Below are 18,983 nucleotides of genomic sequence, written 5' to 3'. Positions count from 1 at the left end.
CTATAGATATAACTAGAGAAAAGGAAGGGTGTTTTCATGTACGATATTTCCGGATGGAAACATGTATTTAAGCTTGATCCAAATAAGGAGTTAAGCGATGAACATTTAGAAATGATTTGTGAGTCTGGAACTGATGCGGTTATTGTAGGCGGAAGTGATGGGGTTACAATTGATAACGTATTACACATGCTAGTTAGCATTCGTAGATATGCTGTTCCTTGTGTATTAGAGGTCTCTGATGTAGAAGCAATTACACCAGGATTTGATTTTTATTACATCCCAAGTGTGTTAAATAGCCGAAAAGTAGAATGGGTAACAGGTGTTCATCATGAGGCATTGAAAGAATTTGGGGATATTATGGACTGGGACGAAATTTTTATGGAAGGGTATTGTGTTTTAAATCCAGAAGCGAAAGTAGCCCAGCTTACAGATGCGAAATGTGATTTAACAGAAGATGACGTTATTGCATATGCTCGTTTAGCAGACAAGTTATTACATTTACCGATATTTTATTTAGAATATAGCGGTACGTATGGAGAAGTTGAACTTGTTAAAAATGTAAAAGCAGAATTGAAACAAGCTAAGTTATACTATGGCGGCGGTATTTCTAATGCAGAACAGGCGAAAGAAATGGCACAATATGCTGATACAGTAGTTGTTGGAAATATTATTTATGATGATATAAAATCGGCGTTAAAAACAGTTAAAGCAGTAAAAGGAGAGTAGGTGCAGGCGTATATGAGTATGACAGATAAGTTATTAAACGGTTTAAATCCACAGCAACAAAAAGCAGTACAAACAACGAATGGACCACTTCTATTAATGGCAGGTGCAGGTAGTGGTAAAACACGTGTGTTAACACACCGTATTGCGTATTTGCTTGGTGAAAAAGGTGTAGCACCATGGAATGTATTAGCTATTACCTTCACAAATAAAGCAGCTCGTGAAATGCGCGAGCGTATTGATACACTTGTGGGACCAGAAGCAGAAGATATTTGGATTTCGACGTTCCACTCTATGTGTGTACGTATTTTACGACGTGATATCGATCGTATTGGCATTAATCGTAACTTTACAATCTTAGATTCAGGTGATCAGTTAACGGTAGTCAAAAAAATTATGAAAGAGCGCAATATTGATCCGAAGAAATTTGAGCCGCGCTCTATTTTAGCGGGTATTAGTAATGCGAAAAATGAACTGTTATCTGCGGATAAATATGCAAAAAAAATTACAATGGCTGATCCATATGAAAAATTAACGAGCGATGTATACACAGAGTATCAAAAACGTCTTTTGAAAAATAATTCATTAGACTTTGATGATTTAATTATGACGACGATTCAGCTATTTGAACGTGTTCCAGAAGTATTGGAGTTTTATCAGCGTAAGTTCCAATATATTCACGTTGATGAGTATCAAGATACGAATAAAGCGCAATATCTTCTTGTTAAACATTTGGCAGCGCGTTTTAAAAATCTTTGCGTTGTAGGTGACTCTGACCAGTCTATTTATCGCTGGCGTGGTGCAGATATTTCTAACATTTTGTCATTCGAAAAAGATTATGAGAATGCACAAGTAATTTTGTTAGAACAAAACTATCGTTCGTCACAAAATATTTTAAATGCAGCGAATGCTGTTATTGAAAAAAATACGAATCGTAAACCGAAGAAATTATGGACGGACAATCAAGTTGGGAGCAAAATTTCGTATTATCGTGCTGCAACTGAAAAGGACGAAGCATATTTTGTTGTGAAAAAAATTCGTGACGATCTTCAAATGGGGAAACGAAAATACACTGATTTTGCAGTACTATATCGTACGAATGCTCAGTCTCGTATGGTCGAGGAGATTTTCCTTAAATCTAACATCCCGTACAAAATTGTCGGGGGTACGAAGTTCTACGACCGTAAAGAGATTAAAGATATTTTGGCGTACTTACGTTTAATCGGTAATCCAGATGATGAAATTAGTTTTGCACGTATTATTAACATGCCAAAGCGTGGTATTGGTGCGACTTCTATTGATAAAATTATTAATTATGGTGTGCAAAACGGAATTTCATTAACTGCTGTATTTGATGAGATTGAGCATGTTGGAGTAAGTGCAAAAATTACAAAGGCAGTAAAAGAATTCGCAAGTTTATTACACAACTGGGTAAATATGCAAGAGTATTTATCTGTTACAGAATTAGTAGAAGAAGTTATTGAAAAAACAGGCTATCGCGATATGTTGAAAAATGAGCGTTCTTTAGAAGCGGAAGGTCGTTTAGAAAACTTAGACGAGTTCTTATCTGTTACGCAAACATTTGAATCTCAAAGCGAAGATAAGAGTCTTGTTGCATTCTTAACAGATTTAGCACTTGTTGCTGATATTGATCGTGTAGATGAAGACCCAACTGCTGGTGAAGAAGTTATCTTAATGACGATGCACTCAGCGAAAGGATTAGAGTTCCCGGTTGTCTTTATTGTTGGTTTAGAGGAAGGGATATTCCCTCATACTCGTTCTCTTATGGAAGAGGATGAAATGCAAGAAGAACGTCGTCTTGCTTATGTAGGTATTACTCGTGCAGAAGAAGAGCTATATTTATCTAATGCGCAAATGCGTACTTTATTTGGTAGAACAAGTATGAACGCTGCGTCTCGCTTCATTACAGAAATCCCGACAGAACTAGTGGAATCATTAAATGAAACAGCGCCGAAGCGTGAAAATTCGTTTGGTGCAAAAGGCAGAACAGCAAGTAGCAGTAAAATGACAACCACAACACGCTCTCGTTCAGCTTTCGCGCGTCCTGCAGCTAAGACGACAGGCGGTGAGCAAATTGGCTGGGCAGTAGGCGATAAAGCTTCCCACCAAAAATGGGGAATCGGTACAGTTGTAAGTGTAAAAGGTGAAGGTGATGCAAAAGAATTAGATATTGCCTTCCCAAGCCCGATTGGTGTTAAACGTTTGTTAGCAAAATTTGCACCTGTGACGAAACAATAGAAAGGAATGAGGATATGTCAAAAGAGATAGCAAAAAAACGTATAGAAGAACTGCGTGATTTGTTAAATACATTTAATTATCAATATCACGTATTAGACAATCCTTCTGTTTCTGATGCGGAATATGACCGTAATATGCAGGAGCTTATAAAATTAGAAGCAGAGAACCCAGAGTTTATGAGTGAGGATTCTCCCTCCGTTCGCGTTGGGGGAACTATTCTTGATATATTCGAAAAAGTAACACATAAGTCACCAATGTTAAGTTTAGGAAATGCATTTAACGAAGGAGATTTACGTGATTTCGACAGAAGAGTACGTCAAGGAATTGATGATGCGAATGTAAGATATATATGTGAATTAAAAATTGACGGGCTTGCCGTTTCGCTTCATTATGAAAAAGGACGCTTCATTCAAGGGGCGACACGTGGTGATGGTGTAACGGGTGAAGATATTACTCAAAATTTAAAAACGATTAAAGCTATCCCACTTCGTTTAAATGAAGAAGTAACGTTAGAAGCACGAGGCGAAGCTTATATGCCGAAGCGTTCATTTGTTAAACTAAATGAAGAAAAAGAGCAAAATGGAGAAGATGTATTTGCGAATCCGCGTAATGCGGCAGCAGGCTCAATACGTCAACTTGATCCGAAAATTGCAGCGAAGCGTAACTTATCTATGTTTGTGTACGGTCTTGCGAATGTAGAAGAAAAAACAATTCCATCGCACAGTGAATCGCTTGATTTCCTAGGTGAACTCGGATTTAAGACAAATCCAAATCGCCGTACATGTGAAACAATCGAAGAGGTTATAGCTTATGTAGAAGAATGGCAAGAAAAACGTCCGCATCTTGATTATGAGATTGATGGAATCGTTATAAAAGTAGATGATGTTGCTCTTCAAGAAAGTCTAGGAACTACAGCGAAGAGTCCAAGATGGGCGATTGCTTATAAATTCCCGGCTGAAGAAGTTGTAACGAGATTAACAGGCATTGAATTAAGTGTTGGCCGAACAGGGGTTGTAACACCGACTGCAGAGCTAGAGCCAGTGAGAGTTGCTGGTACGATCGTTCGTCGTGCTTTTTTACATAACGAAGATTTAATTCGTGAAAAAGACATTCGAATTGGTGACTACGTTGTTGTGAAGAAGGCTGGAGATATTATTCCTGAAGTTGTGAACGTTATTTTTGATAAGCGTACTGGTGAAGAAGAAGAATACCGCATGCCAACGCATTGCCCAGCATGTGAGAGTGAACTTGTTCGTTTAGAAGAAGAAGTAGCACTTCGATGTATAAATCCAACTTGTCCAGCTCAAATTCGCGAAGGATTAATTCATTTCGTTTCAAGAAATGCAATGAATATTGATGGGCTTGGAGAACGTGTCATTACACAACTTTTTGATGCAGATTATATTCGTACATTTGCTGATTTATATGCATTAACGAAAGAGCAGTTATTACAGTTAGAACGTTTTGGTGAAAAATCAGCAACAAACTTAATACAAGCAATTGAAAATTCTAAAGAAAACTCGTTAGAGCGATTATTATTTGGTCTTGGAATTCGACACGTTGGAGCGAAAGCAGCACGTACATTTGCAGAGCACTTTGAAACGATGGATGAGCTTGTAAAAGCAACAGAAGAAGAACTAAAAGCAATTAATGAAATTGGCGAAAAAATGGCTCAATCTGTTGTGACATATTTTGATAATGAAGATGTATTAGAGTTATTACAGCAGTTTAAAGAGTATGGCGTGAATATGACATACAAAGGTATAAAAATTGCAGATTTACAAAATGTTGAATCTTACTTCGCAGGAAAAACGGTTGTTTTAACAGGTAAGCTAGAAGTTATGGGACGAAGTGAAGCGAAGAAGAAGATTGAGGCATTAGGTGGAAAAGTAACAGGAAGTGTTAGTAAGAGTACAGATTTGGTTGTTGCAGGTGAATCGGCTGGTTCGAAATTAGCACAAGCGGAGAAACATAATGTTGAGGTTTGGAATGAAGAGAGGTTCTTACAAGAGCTAAATAAGTAAGAGGTGCAAACTTACCATGAAAAAAATAGCATTAGCGGTATTAAGCCTTGGCCTACTTGTAAGTGGGTGTAGTGCAGGTGCCGACAAAGATGAAAAAGTGTCTGAGAAATCGGGGAAAGCAAAAGAACAATCAGTTGTCCCAAAATACGCTATGTCGGATGAATATTATAAGACGACTATTCCATTTTATGGTGGAAAGGCACGTGGTTTAGTCGTGCAAGGAGTAAATAATCGTCTTGATATAGATGAATTTGAAACAGGATTAATGCGTATTGCGAAGGAATCATTTAGTACGAAAGATCATTTCTTTAAAGGCGGAGATACTCTAGAGGCTCAATATGTACAAATGCTTGTTAAAAGAAAGCGTACAAATGCTGAACAGAAAGAACTAGAAGATACATTAAAAAAAGATGCAGTTAAATTTCCAAACATAGGATTAAATCCAGCTTTAGGTGAAGGATCCGAAATACTAGAAGAAAAAAACAAAAAAAATCCAATATATATTTCCAATATTTTAGAGCATGATTATTATGTGAAAAACGGCGACAAAGATGAGCGTAGCGGCATTGTAGTTGGATTAGCAATGAATTCAGTGCATTATTATAATGAAGAACATGGTTACCCACGTGAAGCTACAATCTCGAATGAAAAAATGTTAGCTGAAGGGAAAAAAATGGCGCAAGAAGTCTTGAAGTTTATGCATCAAAAAGATCCTGAAACAAAAAACCTTCCGATAACATTTGCAATTTATCGTCAGGCTCCGAAGGCGTCACTTGTGCCAGGTAATTTTGTTTCTTATGCAAATGTTGAAAAAGGTAGTGAAACGGTTGAAGATTGGAAACAAATTAATGAAAAATATTATTTGTTCCCATCAGAGCAAGCGAAAACAGATAATAAACGTGAAGATCTTGCAAGAGTATCCAACTTTAAGGCAAAACTAAGCGATTATTTCCAAGGCGACTATACAGCTGTTATTGGTACGGGTATGTATAGAGATGATGAATTAAGAGAAATGAAGCTTGATATTCCTGTCCAATTTAATGGAAAAGCTGAAATAGTTGGTTTTACACAATATGTGGCAGGGCTTGTTATGGAATACTTCCCGAATTATATGAAAGTACAAGTAACGATTAAATCTGTAGAACGCCCAGAAGCCATTATTATACGTGAAGCAAAACAAGATGAACCACTTGTGAAAATTTTAGATTAAATATGAAGGCTGTTCCTCTAAGGAACAGCTTTTTTTCTTATGCAATTTTGTTATAATTTAAAATGTTGTAAATAATAGGGGTAAGGGGTAAAGCTCATGGAAGAATTAAGTTTTCAAGTCATTATTTTATTAATTGCATTCGGTTTTTTAGCAGCTTTTATTGATTCGGTTGTTGGAGGAGGAGGGTTAATTTCGCTTCCGGCGCTTATGTTTGTTGGCTTATCGCCAGCTTCGGCAATTGCAACGAATAAATTAGCGGCAACGATGGGGACGTTTACGAGTGCGATGTATTTCATTCGATCAGGAAAAGTTGATTTTAAAATTGTAGGAAAGTTAATCCCGTTAACTATTGTTGGAGCTGTTGCAGGCGCTTTAGTAGTAAAATTTATTCCATCGGATATTTTACGCCCATTAGTACTTGTAATGTTGGTATTTATTGCTATTTATATTATTGCAAAAAAGAATTGGGGAAGTGTGTCTACCTATAAGAAGATGACGCAAAGAAAAACATTAATATTTTTCTTTGCTATTTTAATGATAGGATTTTATGATGGATTTTTTGGACCAGGGACAGGGTCGTTTTTAATTTTTGCATTTTTATTAATTGGCTTGGATTTTATTCAAGCGGCAGCATCTGGAAAACTTTTGAACTTTGTTAGTAATATTGTATCTTTAATTACTTTTTTATTTTTAGACATAATTCATTTTGAATACGGTATTATCATGGGATTATCAATGATCTTAGGTGCTTATTTTGGATCGAAGTTTGCGGTTCAAAAAGGTGTTGGATATGTAAGGACTTTATTTTTATTAGTTACTATATTATTGATCGGGAAAAATGTTTTGGAATATACTCATATTTTGTAGATTCATACGCATGTATGAATCTCTTTTTTTATTATATTTTAAAAATTTATTAATTTTTAAAATATAAGTCTAGGAATATTTGAATAAATCTAAATTATCGTGTAGAATAATGTTGTAAAATGTAAACGTTTTTCTAAGGGGAGGCTAAAAAAAATGGTAGTAGCATACAAACATGAGCCATTTACAGATTTTTCAGTGGAGGCTAACAAATTAGCGTTTGAAGAAGGTTTAAAGAAAGTAGAATCTTATCTTGGACAAGACTATCCATTAATTATTGGGGGAGAAAAAATCACTACAGAAGACAAAATTGTTTCTGTAAACCCTGCAAATAAAGAGGAACTTGTTGGTCGTGTTTCAAAAGCAAGCCGTGAGTTAGCTGAAAAAGCAATGCAAGTAGCGGATGAAACATTCCAAACTTGGAGAAAATCAAAGCCAGAAATGCGTGCAGACATTTTATTCCGTGCTGCAGCAATCGTTCGTCGCAGAAAACATGAATTCTCTGCTATTCTTGTAAAAGAAGCAGGTAAGCCATGGAATGAGGCAGATGCTGATACAGCAGAAGCAATCGACTTTATGGAATATTATGGTCGTCAAATGTTAAAATTAAAAGACGGTATTCCAGTAGAAAGCCGTCCAATTGAATATAATCGTTTCTCTTACATTCCATTAGGAGTAGGTGTTATCATTTCTCCTTGGAACTTCCCATTCGCAATTATGGCAGGTATGACAACAGCTGCTTTAGTTTCTGGTAACACAGTATTACTAAAACCAGCTAGTACAACTCCTGTAGTAGCAGCGAAATTTATGGAAGTATTAGAAGAAGCTGGCTTACCAGCTGGCGTAGTAAACTTCGTTCCAGGTAACGGTTCTGAAGTTGGTGACTACTTAGTAGATCATCCTCGTACACGTTTCGTAAGCTTCACGGGATCTCGTGATGTAGGTATCCGTATCTATGAGCGTGCAGCGAAAGTAAACCCAGGACAAATTTGGTTAAAACGTGTTATCGCTGAAATGGGCGGTAAAGATACAATCGTTGTTGATAAAGAAGCAGATCTTGAATTAGCAGCTAAGTCTATCGTTGCATCAGCATTCGGATTCTCAGGACAAAAATGTTCTGCATGTTCTCGTGCAGTAATCCATGAAGATGTATACGATCACGTATTAAATCGTGCTGTTGAATTAACGAAAGAATTAACAGTTGCTAACCCAGCAGTATTAGGTACAAACATGGGTCCTGTTAATGACCAAGCTGCATTTGATAAAGTAATGAGCTATGTTGCAATTGGTAAAGAAGAAGGTAGAATCTTAGCAGGTGGCGAAGGAGACGATTCTAAAGGCTGGTTCATCCAACCAACAATCGTTGCTGACGTTGCAGAAGATGCTCGCTTAATGAAAGAAGAAATCTTCGGACCAGTAGTAGCATTCTGTAAAGCGAAAGACTTCGATCATGCACTTGCAATTGCAAACAATACGGAATACGGTTTAACAGGTGCTGTTATTACTAACAACCGTGACCATATTGAAAAAGCACGCGAAGACTTCCACGTTGGTAACTTATACTTCAACCGTGGATGTACTGGTGCAATCGTAGGTTACCAACCATTCGGTGGCTTTAACATGTCTGGTACAGACTCTAAAGCTGGTGGACCTGATTACTTAGCACTTCACATGCAAGCAAAAACTACTTCTGAAACTTTATAAGAAATAGTAGAGGAGCTCTTCACAGAATGTGAAGAGCTCCTTTTAAAATTGAAATCCTATATATTACCATCGTTCGAAGGGAATGAGCTAAAACCTATTAATAGCGTGATAAACATGTGAACAGAAATAAAATGATGAGAAAAGTTGACTTATTAGTCATATTTTTTAGTATTCATTTTGAGAATTTCCTGTATAATACAATTTGAAAGAAAATCTATGGTTCGACAAGGAACACTCCTTTCAGTTTTGCTCACTGAAAGGAGTGTTTTTTTATGTAGCTAAAAATTCTTGCGTGCTTATTACATTTGCATATACGCCATTTAAACTAGCTAAAATTGTATTGTGAATATAAACAGCTGGTATAGTAGCGTTCTTAAAAGAAAGGTCTTTTGTAGCACAAGCGTCATGTATAACGGTACATTGAAAGCCAAAATCGAATGCAGCCCTTACTGTTGCATCGATACACATATGAGTCATCATCCCGCATACAACGACATGTTCAATATTTAAACGTTTTAATTGCTCTAGAAGATTAGTTTCTCGGAAGCTATTTGGATAATGTTTGACTATAACTGTTTCTTCTCTAAGTGGACGTACGCTTTCATGAATATGTACACCTTCTGTATTAGGTAGGAAAAAAGTAGCTTCATCTTTTATAGCTACGTGTTGGATATGAAAAATAGGTTCGCTGTTTGTTCTAAAGTGTTGTAATAACTGATTAGTATATTCGCTTGCTTCTACTGGATTACGCAATTCCATCTTTCCATTTGGAAAATAATCGTTTTGAATATCGACGAGTAAAAGAGCTGTTTTCATATATTTATCTTCCTCCGAGTTTCATATTCAAATAAATTTATTCAATTTGTAGAGAGGATTCTCCTGTTTAAAAATATGAGGAAGAAGAATTTTAAATAACCTTGAAAGTTACTATTTTTCAGATGAATATTCATCTGAAAATTTTAATAAAGGAATAATTAATATTTTTCTAAAAAATGTATTGACTCTTATTATTCTGAGTTCTATAATGAGAATTAATTAAACGACAATTAAATCGATACATTCTTATCCAGAGAGGTGGAGGGACTGGCCCTACGATACCTCAGCAACGGGTTTTTTAATACCGTGCTAACTCCAGCAAGCCATATAAAGGCTTGGAAGATGAGAAGATGTGAACGAGTACATATAAGTGCTCTCCTTCTTATCTTTATGGTTGATAAGAAGGAGGGCACTTTTTATTTTACCTCGAAAGCTCTACTTTAAGTTTTTACAGCATATAGGAGGGGGAAAAATGATTTCTTTTAACAATGTAAGTAAAGTGTATGAATCAGCTGGGCAATTTGTTCATGCGGTGGAGGATGTAACATTATCAGTTGAGAAAGGCGAAATTTTTGGCATTATCGGTTTTAGTGGAGCTGGAAAGAGTACATTATTACGCTTAGTAAATATGTTAGAGAGACCGACGGCAGGAACGATTTCAATAGATGATAAAGATATTACATCATTATCGACGAAAGAATTACGCAAACTAAGACAAAGAATCGGAATGATTTTTCAAAGCTTTAATTTATTTAATTCAAGAACAGTGTTTGGGAATATTGCTTATCCATTAAAGTTAGCGAAATTGCCAAAGAACGAGATAAAGGAACGAGTGAATGAACTGCTGAGGTTTGTAGGGTTAGAAGATAAAGCAAACTATTATCCAGAACAGCTATCAGGGGGACAAAAGCAGCGTGTTGGTATTGCTAGAGCACTTGCGACATCGCCAGATATTCTTATATGTGATGAGGCAACATCAGCCTTAGATCCAGAAACGACGACAGAAATTCTAAACTTATTAAAGAAAGTAAATCGAGAATACAATTTAACAATTCTTCTTATTACACATGAAATGCATGTTGTGAAAGAAATTTGTCACCGTGTAGCTGTAATGGAGAAGGGAAAAGTTATTGAAGAAGGAAAACTGTTTGATGTTTTCACGCAACCAAAAACAAAGACGACTCAAAACTTTGTACGTTCTGTTATTAATGATCATTTACCAGAAAGTGTTCTAGCGAAAATTCAAAATGGTGGTCAAATTTATCGTCTAACATTTACTGGTGAGGAGACAGGACAGCCGGTACTATCATATATCGCAAAAAACTATAACGTTGATGTAAATGTACTGTACGGAAATATTATTGAACTTCAAAATGTGCTATTTGGAAATCTGCTTGTAGAATTGCAAGGTGAGCAGAGGGAAATTCAAAAAGCATTACAACATCTAAGACTGCAAGTGCAGCTGAAGGAGGTAGAAGCTCATGCGAGTTGATTGGAGTATATTTTGGCCGCGCATACTAGATGCGACGGGAGATACCCTCTTAATGGTAATTGTAACACTTATATTCGCTACAATTCTGGGTATACCTCTAGGTTTACTTTTATATGTAACGAGAAAAGGAAACTTTTTAGAAAATAAATGGGTCTTTTCTATTCTTAACATCATAATTAATACAATTCGTCCGGTGCCATTCATTATCTTTTTAGTAGCTTTAAGCCCACTAACAAGAAGCGTTATTGGAACGACGATTGGAACAGCAGCGGCAATTTTCCCGATGACGTTAGTCGCATCAATTGGTATTGCTAGAATGGTTGAAACAAATCTTGTTTCCGTTCCGAAAGGAGTAATTGAAGCAGCGCAAGCAATGGGCGCCTCGCCAATTAGAATCGTTTTTGAAATCCTTGTACCAGAAGCGTTAGCACCATTAATCTTAGGTGTCACGTTTATGACAGTTGGTTTAATTGAATTTTCTGCAGTTGCTGGGCTTGTCGGTGGTGGCGGTCTTGGTGACTTGGCAATGACATATGGTTATCAACGTTTTGATACATCGGTTATGTTCGTAACGGTTGTTTTACTTATTATTCTCGTACAGATAGCTCAAAATTTAGGAAACTACTTTGCGAAAGTCTTGTTACGCAGATCATAAAAAGGAAGAGAGGAAAAGAAAATGAAGAAAATTTTAGCATTTGCATTATCAGCGATTGTAGGAATCTCAGCATTAAGCGGCTGCTCAAGTGGAGACACGGGTGCAGGAGCGAAAGAAAAAGTAGTTCGCGTCGGTGTAACTGGAACGGATGGAGACGCTTGGGAAATTTTGAAGAAAAAAGCTGAAAAAGAAGGGATTAAAGTTAAACTGATTGAGTTCTCTGATTACACAACGCCAAATAAAGCGTTAGCTGATGGAGATATTGAATTAAACTCATTCCAGCATATTGCTTTCTTAGAGCAATTTAAAAAAGAGCATAAGTTAGATATTACAGCTGTTGGTACAACGCAAATTGCACCAATGGGTTTATACTCTGAAAAATATAAGAAAGCAAATGAAATCCCAGATGGTTCAGAAATTGCAATTCCAAACGATCCAACGAACCAAGCACGTGCATTAAAACTTCTTGATGCAGCTGGATTATTAAAGCTTAAAAAAGATTTTGGCTTATTTGGAGATCCAAGCGGCATTGCTGAAAATCCGAAGAAATTAAAAATCACGCCGGTTATCGCACAGCAAACACCTCGTGTATTAAAAGATGTAGCAGCTTCAGTTATTAATAACGGTGTTGCTGGTCAAGCTGGATTAGATCCAGCGAAGGATCCTATTTTCTTAGAAGATCCAAAGAATGAAAATGCGAAGCCTTATATTAATATTTTCGCAGCTCGTACGAAAGATAAAGATGATCCAACACTGAAAAAAGTAATTGAATTATATCATTCAAAAGAAGTAACAGATGCAATTAAGAAAGAAACAAATGATGGTTCAATTTCAGTTGACCTTTCACTTGAGGAGCTTGAAAAAATCGTAAAATAATGATTGGGTTTAATGGACTAACAGAAGGAACCCCTCCGCTGTTAGTTCGTTCAACATATAATCTACTTAACAAACGAACCCTAATTCTGTACCTTCCAATTTTGTATAACGTAGAATCCAATGTTTGTTAAGTAGAGTAATGGACCAGGAGTTTTCCTGGTCTTTTTTTATGAATGAAAGTAGATAGCGAACAGTAAGGTAATCTGAAAAACCAATTGTTTAGATTGTTTTTTTCAGATTAGACAGAAAACTTTCTTTAAAATAGTATTCTTTTATGATAGATTTATAAATATAAAACTAGAATTTACATAAAAATCCATCATGGTAAATATACTTATCTATAATGGGTATACAGCTAACGAGGGGGAGAACGATGAGAAGACGTAATACGCAAGCGTTCACATTTTTAGCATGGACTTCATTTGTTTGTGCGCTTTCAGGTATGCTAATTGGGATTTATACGTTAGATGAAACGCTTAGTGTAAAAGGATACTATTTAATTGGAACACTATTTTTAACGATGTCTTGTTTTGTGTTACAAAAAACAATTCGTGATAATGAAGAAGATAACGAGAGATTTCCGAAAAATAAACCGTTAGATAAAGAGTAAATTGTAAAGAAAGGCATTTGCCTTTCTTTTTTTATGTAAAAATGGCGTAAGTGCCGTGTGTTGACTTGCTTGAAGTACTGAAAATTTGGTATCATCAATAGTATTGTAGATTGAACGATATATTATGGAGGTGGCCTAGCCGTGTCAAGAATTTCCGTTGAGAATGTAAAGCACGTAGCACATTTAGCACGTCTTGCAATTACTGATCAAGAAGCTGAAAAATTTCAAAAACAACTAGATGCAATTGTTACATTTGCAGAACAGTTAAATGAATTAGATACAACAGATGTAAAACCAACAACTCATGTATTAACTATGAAAAATGTTATGCGTGAAGATGTACCAGAAAAAGGTTTACCAGTCGAAGAAGTATTAAAAAATGCACCGGATCACAAAGATAATCAAATCCGTGTTCCAGCAGTATTAGAATAGAGGAGGGGAATTTCGATGTCATTATTTGATCATTCAGTATCAGAGTTACATAAGAAATTAAACAACAAAGAAATTTCCGTTACGGATTTAGTAGAAGAATCTTACAAACGTATTGCGGATGTTGAAGATAACGTAAAAGCTTTTCTTACATTAGATGAAGAAAATGCACGTGCAAAAGCGAAAGAATTAGATGCAAAAATCGGCGCTGAAGATAATGGTTTATTATTCGGTATGCCAATTGGTGTAAAAGATAACATTGTAACTAACGGTCTTCGTACAACTTGTGCGAGTAAAATGTTAGCAAACTTCGATCCAATTTATGATGCGACAGTTGTGCAAAAGCTAAAAGCTGCTGACACGATTACAATCGGTAAATTAAACATGGACGAGTTTGCAATGGGTTCTTCAAATGAAAACTCAGGATTCTACGCTACGAAAAACCCATGGAACTTAGATTACGTTCCGGGCGGATCTAGTGGTGGTTCTGCAGCAGCTGTAGCAGCGGGAGAAGTACTATTCTCTCTAGGTTCTGATACGGGTGGTTCTATCCGTCAGCCGGCTGCATATTGCGGTGTTGTAGGTTTAAAACCAACTTACGGACGCGTATCTCGTTACGGATTAGTAGCATTCGCATCTTCACTTGACCAAATCGGACCGATTACACGTACAGTAGAAGACAATGCATACTTATTACAAGCTATTTCAGGTATTGACCGCATGGATGCAACTTCTGCAAATGTTGAAGTTGGAAACTATTTAGCTGGTTTAACAGGCGATGTTAAAGGTTTACGCATTGCTGTACCGAAAGAATACTTAGGCGAAGGTGTTGGCGAAGAAGCTCGTGAGTCAGTACTAGCTGCTTTAAAAGTATTAGAAGGTATGGGCGCAACTTGGGAGGAAGTATCTCTTCCGCACTCTAAATACGCTCTAGCAACGTATTACTTATTATCTTCTTCTGAAGCATCTGCTAACCTTTCACGCTTTGATGGCGTGCGTTACGGTGTTCGTTCTGATAATGTAAATAACTTATTAGATCTTTACAAAAACACACGTAGTGAAGGTTTCGGTGATGAAGTTAAACGTCGTATTATGCTTGGTACATTTGCCCTTAGCTCTGGTTACTATGATGCATATTACAAAAAAGCACAACAAGTACGTACATTAATTAAAAATGACTTTGAAAATGTATTTGCTAACTATGATGTTATTATTGGACCAACAACACCAACTCCGGCATTTAAAGTTGGAGAAAAAGTTGACGACCCAATGACAATGTATGCAAATGACATTTTAACAATCCCAGTAAACTTAGCGGGTGTTCCAGCGATTTCAGTTCCATGTGGATTCGGTGCTAACAACATGCCACTTGGTCTACAAATCATTGGTAAACACTTCGATGAAGCGACAATTTACCGCGTTGCACATGCGTTTGAGCAAGCAACAGACTATCATACAAAAAAAGCAAGTCTGTAAGGAGGCGAGCATAGATGAATTTAGAAACAATTATTGGTTTAGAGGTTCACGTTGAGTTAAAAACAAATTCGAAAATTTTCTCTGCGAGTCCAACAGAATTCGGAGCGGAGCCAAATACACAAACAAGTGTAATTGACTTAGGATACCCAGGGGTACTTCCTACTTTAAATAAAGAAGCAGTTAACTTTGCAATGAAAGCTGCAATGGCATTAAACTGTGAGATCGCAACGGAAACGAAGTTCGACCGTAAAAACTATTTCTATCCAGATAATCCGAAAGCTTACCAAATTTCTCAATTTGATAAGCCAATTGGTGAAAATGGTTGGATTGAAATCGAAGTAGACGGTAAAAAGAAACGTATCGGTATTACACGTCTTCATTTAGAAGAAGATGCTGGTAAATCAACGCATACAGCTGATGGTTCATTAGTAGACTACAACCGTCAAGGTATGCCTTTAATCGAGATCGTATCTGAGCCAGATATGCGTACGCCAGAAGAAGCATATGCATACTTAGAGAAGTTAAAATCAATCATTCAATATACTGGTGTATCTGATTGTAAGATGGAAGAAGGTTCTCTGCGTTGTGATGCGAACATTTCTCTTCGTCCAGTTGGACAAGAGAAGTTTGGTACAAAAGCGGAACTGAAAAACTTAAACTCATTCACTTACGTACAAAAAGGTCTTGAGCACGAGCAAGTGCGCCAAGAAAAAGAACTGTTATCTGGTGGTATCATCCAACAAGAAACACGTCGTTATGATGAAGCAACGAAGAAAACAATCTTAATGCGTGTGAAAGAAGGATCTGACGATTACCGTTACTTCCCGGAGCCAGACTTAGTTGAACTTTACATCGACGATGAGTGGAAAGAAGCAGTTCGAGCTTCTATTCCAGAACTTCCAGATGCGCGTAAAGCTCGCTACGTTGCAGAAATTGGCTTACCAGCTTATGATGCACACGTATTAACATTAACGAAAGAAATGTCTGATTTCTTTGAAGCGACTGTTGCAGACGGTGCTGATGCGAAATTAACATCGAACTGGTTAATGGGTGAAGTACTTGCATACTTAAACAAACAACAAAAAGAATTAAAAGACGTTGCATTAACGCCTGCTGGTTTATCTAAAATGGTTCAATTAATTGAAAAAGGTACAATTTCTTCTAAAATTGCGAAGAAAGTATTTAATGAATTAATCGAAAAAGGTGGAGACCCAGAAGAAATCGTTAAAGCGAAAGGTCTTGTTCAAATTTCTGACGAGGGTACACTTCGTAAAGTTGTAACAGAAATTCTTGATAATAATGGGCAATCTATCGAAGACTTTAAAAACGGTAAAGACCGTGCAATTGGGTTCTTAGTTGGTCAAATTATGAAAGCTACAAAAGGACAAGCAAATCCACCGCTTGTTAACAAAATCTTACTTGAAGAGATTAATAAGCGATAATAGTAGTGACTTTTAAAGATTAAGCAGAAAAACACCCGTACATGGGTGTTTTTCTAGGTTAATCAAACGTTTGTTTAAATGAGACAAAATCGTTTAAACAAACGTTTGATTAACTGTCAAAAGTGGAAAAATGTTTGTATAGCAACTATGGTATGATAGTTGCAAAAAGGTGGGAATAATGATAAATCTAAACATAGAGGTTTTTTTTCATCTCATGAAATAATAGATAGTTATTATTCGTTATATGTAAATTTTTATGGAAGAATGGATAGAAATAAAGTGAAATTTTAATCAGTGGGAGGTTCATCCAAAGCTGATTATTAGCCCACACCAATCGGGCATTTACTGCCCACAAATAGCGGGATAAATTTTTTGGTCAAATAAAACAAAACCATTGAAATGAATATTTACTTTTGATGGACTACACGAATCGGGTTCTTACTGCCTGTTTGAGCGGGATAAAAGAAGGATAGCAAGATGAGAGGAGGTAGGCATGGGAATACTGAATAGAAGTTCGGTATGTTCTTTTTCGATGCATAAAGAAATTTCCTGTGCTAATAAATGATGAAGCGAGCAAGAATTATTTATAATCCTACTTCTGGGCGTGAGCTATTTAAGAAGAGCTTACCAGAAGTATTACAAAAATTAGAACAAGCTGGCTATGAGACATCTTGTCATGCGACAACGGGTCCTGGAGACGCTACTGTGGCGGCGAGGCAAGCTGCGGATCGTAAGTTTGATGTTGTTATTGCCGCTGGTGGCGACGGTACATTAAATGAAGTAGTAAACGGTTTAGTTGGACATGAATTCCGCCCGAAATTTGGAATTATTCCAGTTGGAACGACAAATGACTTTGCACGTGCGATTGGTGTACCTCGTTCTATTGAAGAGGCAGCAGATATTATTTGCGAAGGAAAAACAGTGCCATTAGACCTCGGTAGAGCGAACAATACATATTTTATTAACATCGCTGGTGGCGGTCGTATTACAGAATTAACATACGAAGTACCGAGTAAGTTAAAGACAGTATTAGGACAACTTGCTTATTACCTAAAAGGTATCGAGATGTTACCATCATTGCATCCGACATATGTTGAAATTGAGTATGATGGAAAGTTACTACAAGAAGAAATTACGATGTTTTTAATTACGAATACTCGTTCAGTAGGTGGATTTGAAAAGGTAGCACCGTATGCATCTATTAACGATGGGTTATTTGACCTATTAGTACTGAAAAAAGGTTCTATCGCTGATTTAATTAAAGCAGCAACACAAGCACAACGTGGTGAACATATTAATAATCCAAAAGTGTTATATACACAAGCGAACCGAATTAAAGTACATTCACCAGATAAACTAATGATTAATTTAGATGGTGAGTATGGTGGAGATGCACCGATGGAATTTGAAAATATATATCATTGTTTAGAACTATTTGTTCCTGAACATCAAGAGGATGCCTTGTAAAGGCATCCTTTTTTACTTTGTTAAAATGAATTGTAAATTGGGAGTTAGTTTGATTTTTATGGTATTTTTACAATTCTTTTATTTTACATCCATATTTTATTGATACACTGGAGGAGATAAGAAACGAGAGGTAGGATGCTATGGAGAAGGTAAAAGCAATACTATTTGATAAAGATGGGACATTAATGGATTTTCATTCAATTTGGATAAAAGTAGCTGAAGAACTTGTAGCTGAATGTATAAGTTTATATCATTTACCAAGTACAATAGGGCAGACCTTATTAGAAGAGATTGGTGTAGAGGGAGCATTTGTTAATCCGAGGAGTGCAATAGCTGCTGGAACAAGCCTTGATGTAGCGAAGGGGCTTTGTAATTATATTGAGTCTGCTAGAGAAGAAGAGATGCATCATTGGGTAAGTGAGAAGTTATTTTCCCTTATGTATGAGCATCGTTCGCATATGAAAATGACAGCAGATTTACCGAAAGTGTTACAGGCATTAAAAGATAAAGGATTTATATTAGGGGTTGTCACGGCGGATGATTTCGCACCAACAGAATTATTTTTAAAACAATATAAGTTGGAGAACTTTTTTGATTATATTATAGCCTCGGATACATTCCTTGCGCAAAAACCAGATAAAAAGATTATAGAAGTGTTTTGTGAGAAATTTAATTTAGAATCATGTGAGGTTGCGGTTGTTGGAGATACGCCAACTGATTTACATTTAGCTAAAAATGGTGGTGATTGCTATGCAATTGGGGTGCTATCTGGTACGGGAGACCGTCCAACATTAGAACCACTTGCTGATTTAGTGTTAGATTCTGTTGGAGAGTTTATTTCTCAATCGGGTGAGTTTTTCTGGGAGAAAGAAAAGTCTAATGTGTAAGGAAAATAAGTCTATAAAGACTCTTAATGAGTCTTTATAGACTTATTTT

16 protein-coding genes and 1 riboswitch are annotated in these 18,983 nt (G+C 36.5%); of the genes, 15 read left to right on the top strand and 1 reads right to left on the bottom strand.

Annotation, left to right across the window (positions count from 1 at the left end; translation table 11 throughout):
* Positions 1–36: 36 nt before the first annotated feature.
* The 6 genes from MHI28_RS16150 to pruA all read left to right on the top strand — a co-directional run bounded on the left by MHI28_RS16150 (position 37) and on the right by pruA (position 8,784).
* Positions 37–726: a heptaprenylglyceryl phosphate synthase gene (locus MHI28_RS16150; RefSeq protein WP_000272084.1), complete on the top strand. Its 690-nt coding sequence runs from the start codon at positions 37–39 to the stop codon at positions 724–726.
* A gap of 12 nt (positions 727–738) precedes the next feature.
* Positions 739–2,982 carry a DNA helicase PcrA gene (pcrA, locus tag MHI28_RS16145; RefSeq protein WP_340828078.1) on the top strand — a complete coding sequence of 748 codons (2,244 nt, stop codon included), beginning with the start codon at positions 739–741 and terminating at the stop codon, positions 2,980–2,982.
* A gap of 14 nt (positions 2,983–2,996) precedes the next feature.
* A complete protein-coding gene (gene ligA / locus MHI28_RS16140) occupies positions 2,997–5,006 on the top strand; it encodes an NAD-dependent DNA ligase LigA (protein ID WP_340828077.1) in 2,010 nt (669 codons plus the stop codon).
* Positions 5,007–5,022: 16 nt separating this feature from the next.
* Positions 5,023–6,216: a CamS family sex pheromone protein gene (locus tag MHI28_RS16135; protein WP_000717037.1), complete on the top strand. Its 1,194-nt coding sequence runs from the start codon at positions 5,023–5,025 to the stop codon at positions 6,214–6,216.
* Between the two features lie 96 nt (positions 6,217–6,312).
* On the top strand, positions 6,313–7,083 hold the full coding sequence (locus MHI28_RS16130; RefSeq protein ID WP_000391975.1) for a TSUP family transporter: 771 nt from the start codon (positions 6,313–6,315) through the stop codon (positions 7,081–7,083).
* A 153-nt stretch (positions 7,084–7,236) separates the two neighbouring features.
* Positions 7,237–8,784, top strand: coding sequence for an L-glutamate gamma-semialdehyde dehydrogenase (gene pruA / locus MHI28_RS16125; RefSeq protein ID WP_000259555.1), 1,548 nt, complete (start codon positions 7,237–7,239; stop codon positions 8,782–8,784).
* A 270-nt stretch (positions 8,785–9,054) separates the two neighbouring features.
* Here pruA and MHI28_RS16120 read toward each other — a convergent pair whose 3' ends face one another.
* The gene (locus tag MHI28_RS16120; RefSeq protein WP_000844924.1) at positions 9,055–9,600 is read right to left on the bottom strand and encodes a cysteine hydrolase family protein; all 546 of its coding nucleotides are present in this window, start codon (positions 9,598–9,600) and stop codon (positions 9,055–9,057) included.
* Between the two features lie 243 nt (positions 9,601–9,843).
* A riboswitch (SAM riboswitch) is annotated at positions 9,844–9,949 on the top strand.
* Positions 9,950–10,072: 123 nt separating this feature from the next.
* Between MHI28_RS16120 and MHI28_RS16115 the strand changes: the two genes are divergently transcribed.
* The 9 genes from MHI28_RS16115 (at position 10,073) to MHI28_RS16075 (ending at position 18,934) form a co-directional block, all read left to right on the top strand.
* Positions 10,073–11,092, top strand: coding sequence for a methionine ABC transporter ATP-binding protein (locus MHI28_RS16115; RefSeq protein ID WP_000622964.1), 1,020 nt, complete (start codon positions 10,073–10,075; stop codon positions 11,090–11,092).
* A complete protein-coding gene (locus MHI28_RS16110) occupies positions 11,082–11,747 on the top strand; it encodes a methionine ABC transporter permease (protein ID WP_001261865.1) in 666 nt (221 codons plus the stop codon). Before MHI28_RS16115 ends, MHI28_RS16110 begins: the two co-directional genes overlap by 11 nt.
* Before the next feature lie 21 nt (positions 11,748–11,768).
* Positions 11,769–12,623 (top strand): MetQ/NlpA family ABC transporter substrate-binding protein, encoded by an 855-nt coding sequence (locus tag MHI28_RS16105; RefSeq protein ID WP_000721588.1) that lies wholly within the window; start codon positions 11,769–11,771, stop codon positions 12,621–12,623.
* Between the two features lie 373 nt (positions 12,624–12,996).
* Positions 12,997–13,233 (top strand): YiaA/YiaB family inner membrane protein, encoded by a 237-nt coding sequence (locus tag MHI28_RS16100; protein WP_001254393.1) that lies wholly within the window; start codon positions 12,997–12,999, stop codon positions 13,231–13,233.
* Positions 13,234–13,374: 141 nt separating this feature from the next.
* Complete coding sequence (gatC, locus tag MHI28_RS16095; RefSeq protein ID WP_000086999.1) at positions 13,375–13,665, top strand: Asp-tRNA(Asn)/Glu-tRNA(Gln) amidotransferase subunit GatC; 291 nt, start codon at positions 13,375–13,377, stop codon at positions 13,663–13,665.
* 15 nt (positions 13,666–13,680) lie between these two features.
* On the top strand, positions 13,681–15,138 hold the full coding sequence (gene gatA / locus MHI28_RS16090; protein WP_000051441.1) for an Asp-tRNA(Asn)/Glu-tRNA(Gln) amidotransferase subunit GatA: 1,458 nt from the start codon (positions 13,681–13,683) through the stop codon (positions 15,136–15,138).
* A gap of 14 nt (positions 15,139–15,152) precedes the next feature.
* Complete coding sequence (gene gatB, locus MHI28_RS16085) at positions 15,153–16,580, top strand: Asp-tRNA(Asn)/Glu-tRNA(Gln) amidotransferase subunit GatB (protein WP_001047684.1); 1,428 nt, start codon at positions 15,153–15,155, stop codon at positions 16,578–16,580.
* A gap of 561 nt (positions 16,581–17,141) precedes the next feature.
* A complete protein-coding gene (locus MHI28_RS16080; protein WP_000977680.1) occupies positions 17,142–18,047 on the top strand; it encodes a diacylglycerol kinase in 906 nt (301 codons plus the stop codon).
* A 140-nt stretch (positions 18,048–18,187) separates the two neighbouring features.
* Positions 18,188–18,934: an HAD family hydrolase gene (locus MHI28_RS16075; protein ID WP_000416657.1), complete on the top strand. Its 747-nt coding sequence runs from the start codon at positions 18,188–18,190 to the stop codon at positions 18,932–18,934.
* The last annotated feature ends 49 nt before the right edge of the window (positions 18,935–18,983 follow it).

Source organism: Bacillus sp. FSL K6-0268 (assembly GCF_038005425.1).
GTDB lineage: Bacteria > Bacillota > Bacilli > Bacillales > Bacillaceae_G > Bacillus_A > Bacillus_A thuringiensis_S.
This window is presented reverse-complemented; position numbering and strand designations above follow the sequence as displayed.

Excerpts from the sequence above, each read along its gene's own strand:
- MHI28_RS16105 (WP_000721588.1), top strand. The coding sequence starts at position 11,769 with ATGAAGAAAATTTTAGCATTTGCATTATCAGCGATTGTAGGAATCTCA.
- ligA (WP_340828077.1), top strand. The coding sequence starts at position 2,997 with ATGTCAAAAGAGATAGCAAAAAAACGTATAGAAGAACTGCGTGATTTG.
- MHI28_RS16150 (WP_000272084.1), top strand. The coding sequence starts at position 37 with ATGTACGATATTTCCGGATGGAAACATGTATTTAAGCTTGATCCAAAT.
- MHI28_RS16120 (WP_000844924.1), bottom strand. The coding sequence starts at position 9,600 with ATGAAAACAGCTCTTTTACTCGTCGATATTCAAAACGATTATTTTCCA.
- gatB (WP_001047684.1), top strand. The coding sequence starts at position 15,153 with ATGAATTTAGAAACAATTATTGGTTTAGAGGTTCACGTTGAGTTAAAA.
- MHI28_RS16115 (WP_000622964.1), top strand. The coding sequence starts at position 10,073 with ATGATTTCTTTTAACAATGTAAGTAAAGTGTATGAATCAGCTGGGCAA.
- pcrA (WP_340828078.1), top strand. The coding sequence starts at position 739 with ATGAGTATGACAGATAAGTTATTAAACGGTTTAAATCCACAGCAACAA.
- MHI28_RS16110 (WP_001261865.1), top strand. The coding sequence starts at position 11,082 with ATGCGAGTTGATTGGAGTATATTTTGGCCGCGCATACTAGATGCGACG.
- MHI28_RS16135 (WP_000717037.1), top strand. The coding sequence starts at position 5,023 with ATGAAAAAAATAGCATTAGCGGTATTAAGCCTTGGCCTACTTGTAAGT.
- MHI28_RS16075 (WP_000416657.1), top strand. The coding sequence starts at position 18,188 with ATGGAGAAGGTAAAAGCAATACTATTTGATAAAGATGGGACATTAATG.
- MHI28_RS16100 (WP_001254393.1), top strand. The coding sequence starts at position 12,997 with ATGAGAAGACGTAATACGCAAGCGTTCACATTTTTAGCATGGACTTCA.
- gatA (WP_000051441.1), top strand. The coding sequence starts at position 13,681 with ATGTCATTATTTGATCATTCAGTATCAGAGTTACATAAGAAATTAAAC.
- pruA (WP_000259555.1), top strand. The coding sequence starts at position 7,237 with ATGGTAGTAGCATACAAACATGAGCCATTTACAGATTTTTCAGTGGAG.
- MHI28_RS16080 (WP_000977680.1), top strand. The coding sequence starts at position 17,142 with ATGATGAAGCGAGCAAGAATTATTTATAATCCTACTTCTGGGCGTGAG.
- MHI28_RS16130 (WP_000391975.1), top strand. The coding sequence starts at position 6,313 with ATGGAAGAATTAAGTTTTCAAGTCATTATTTTATTAATTGCATTCGGT.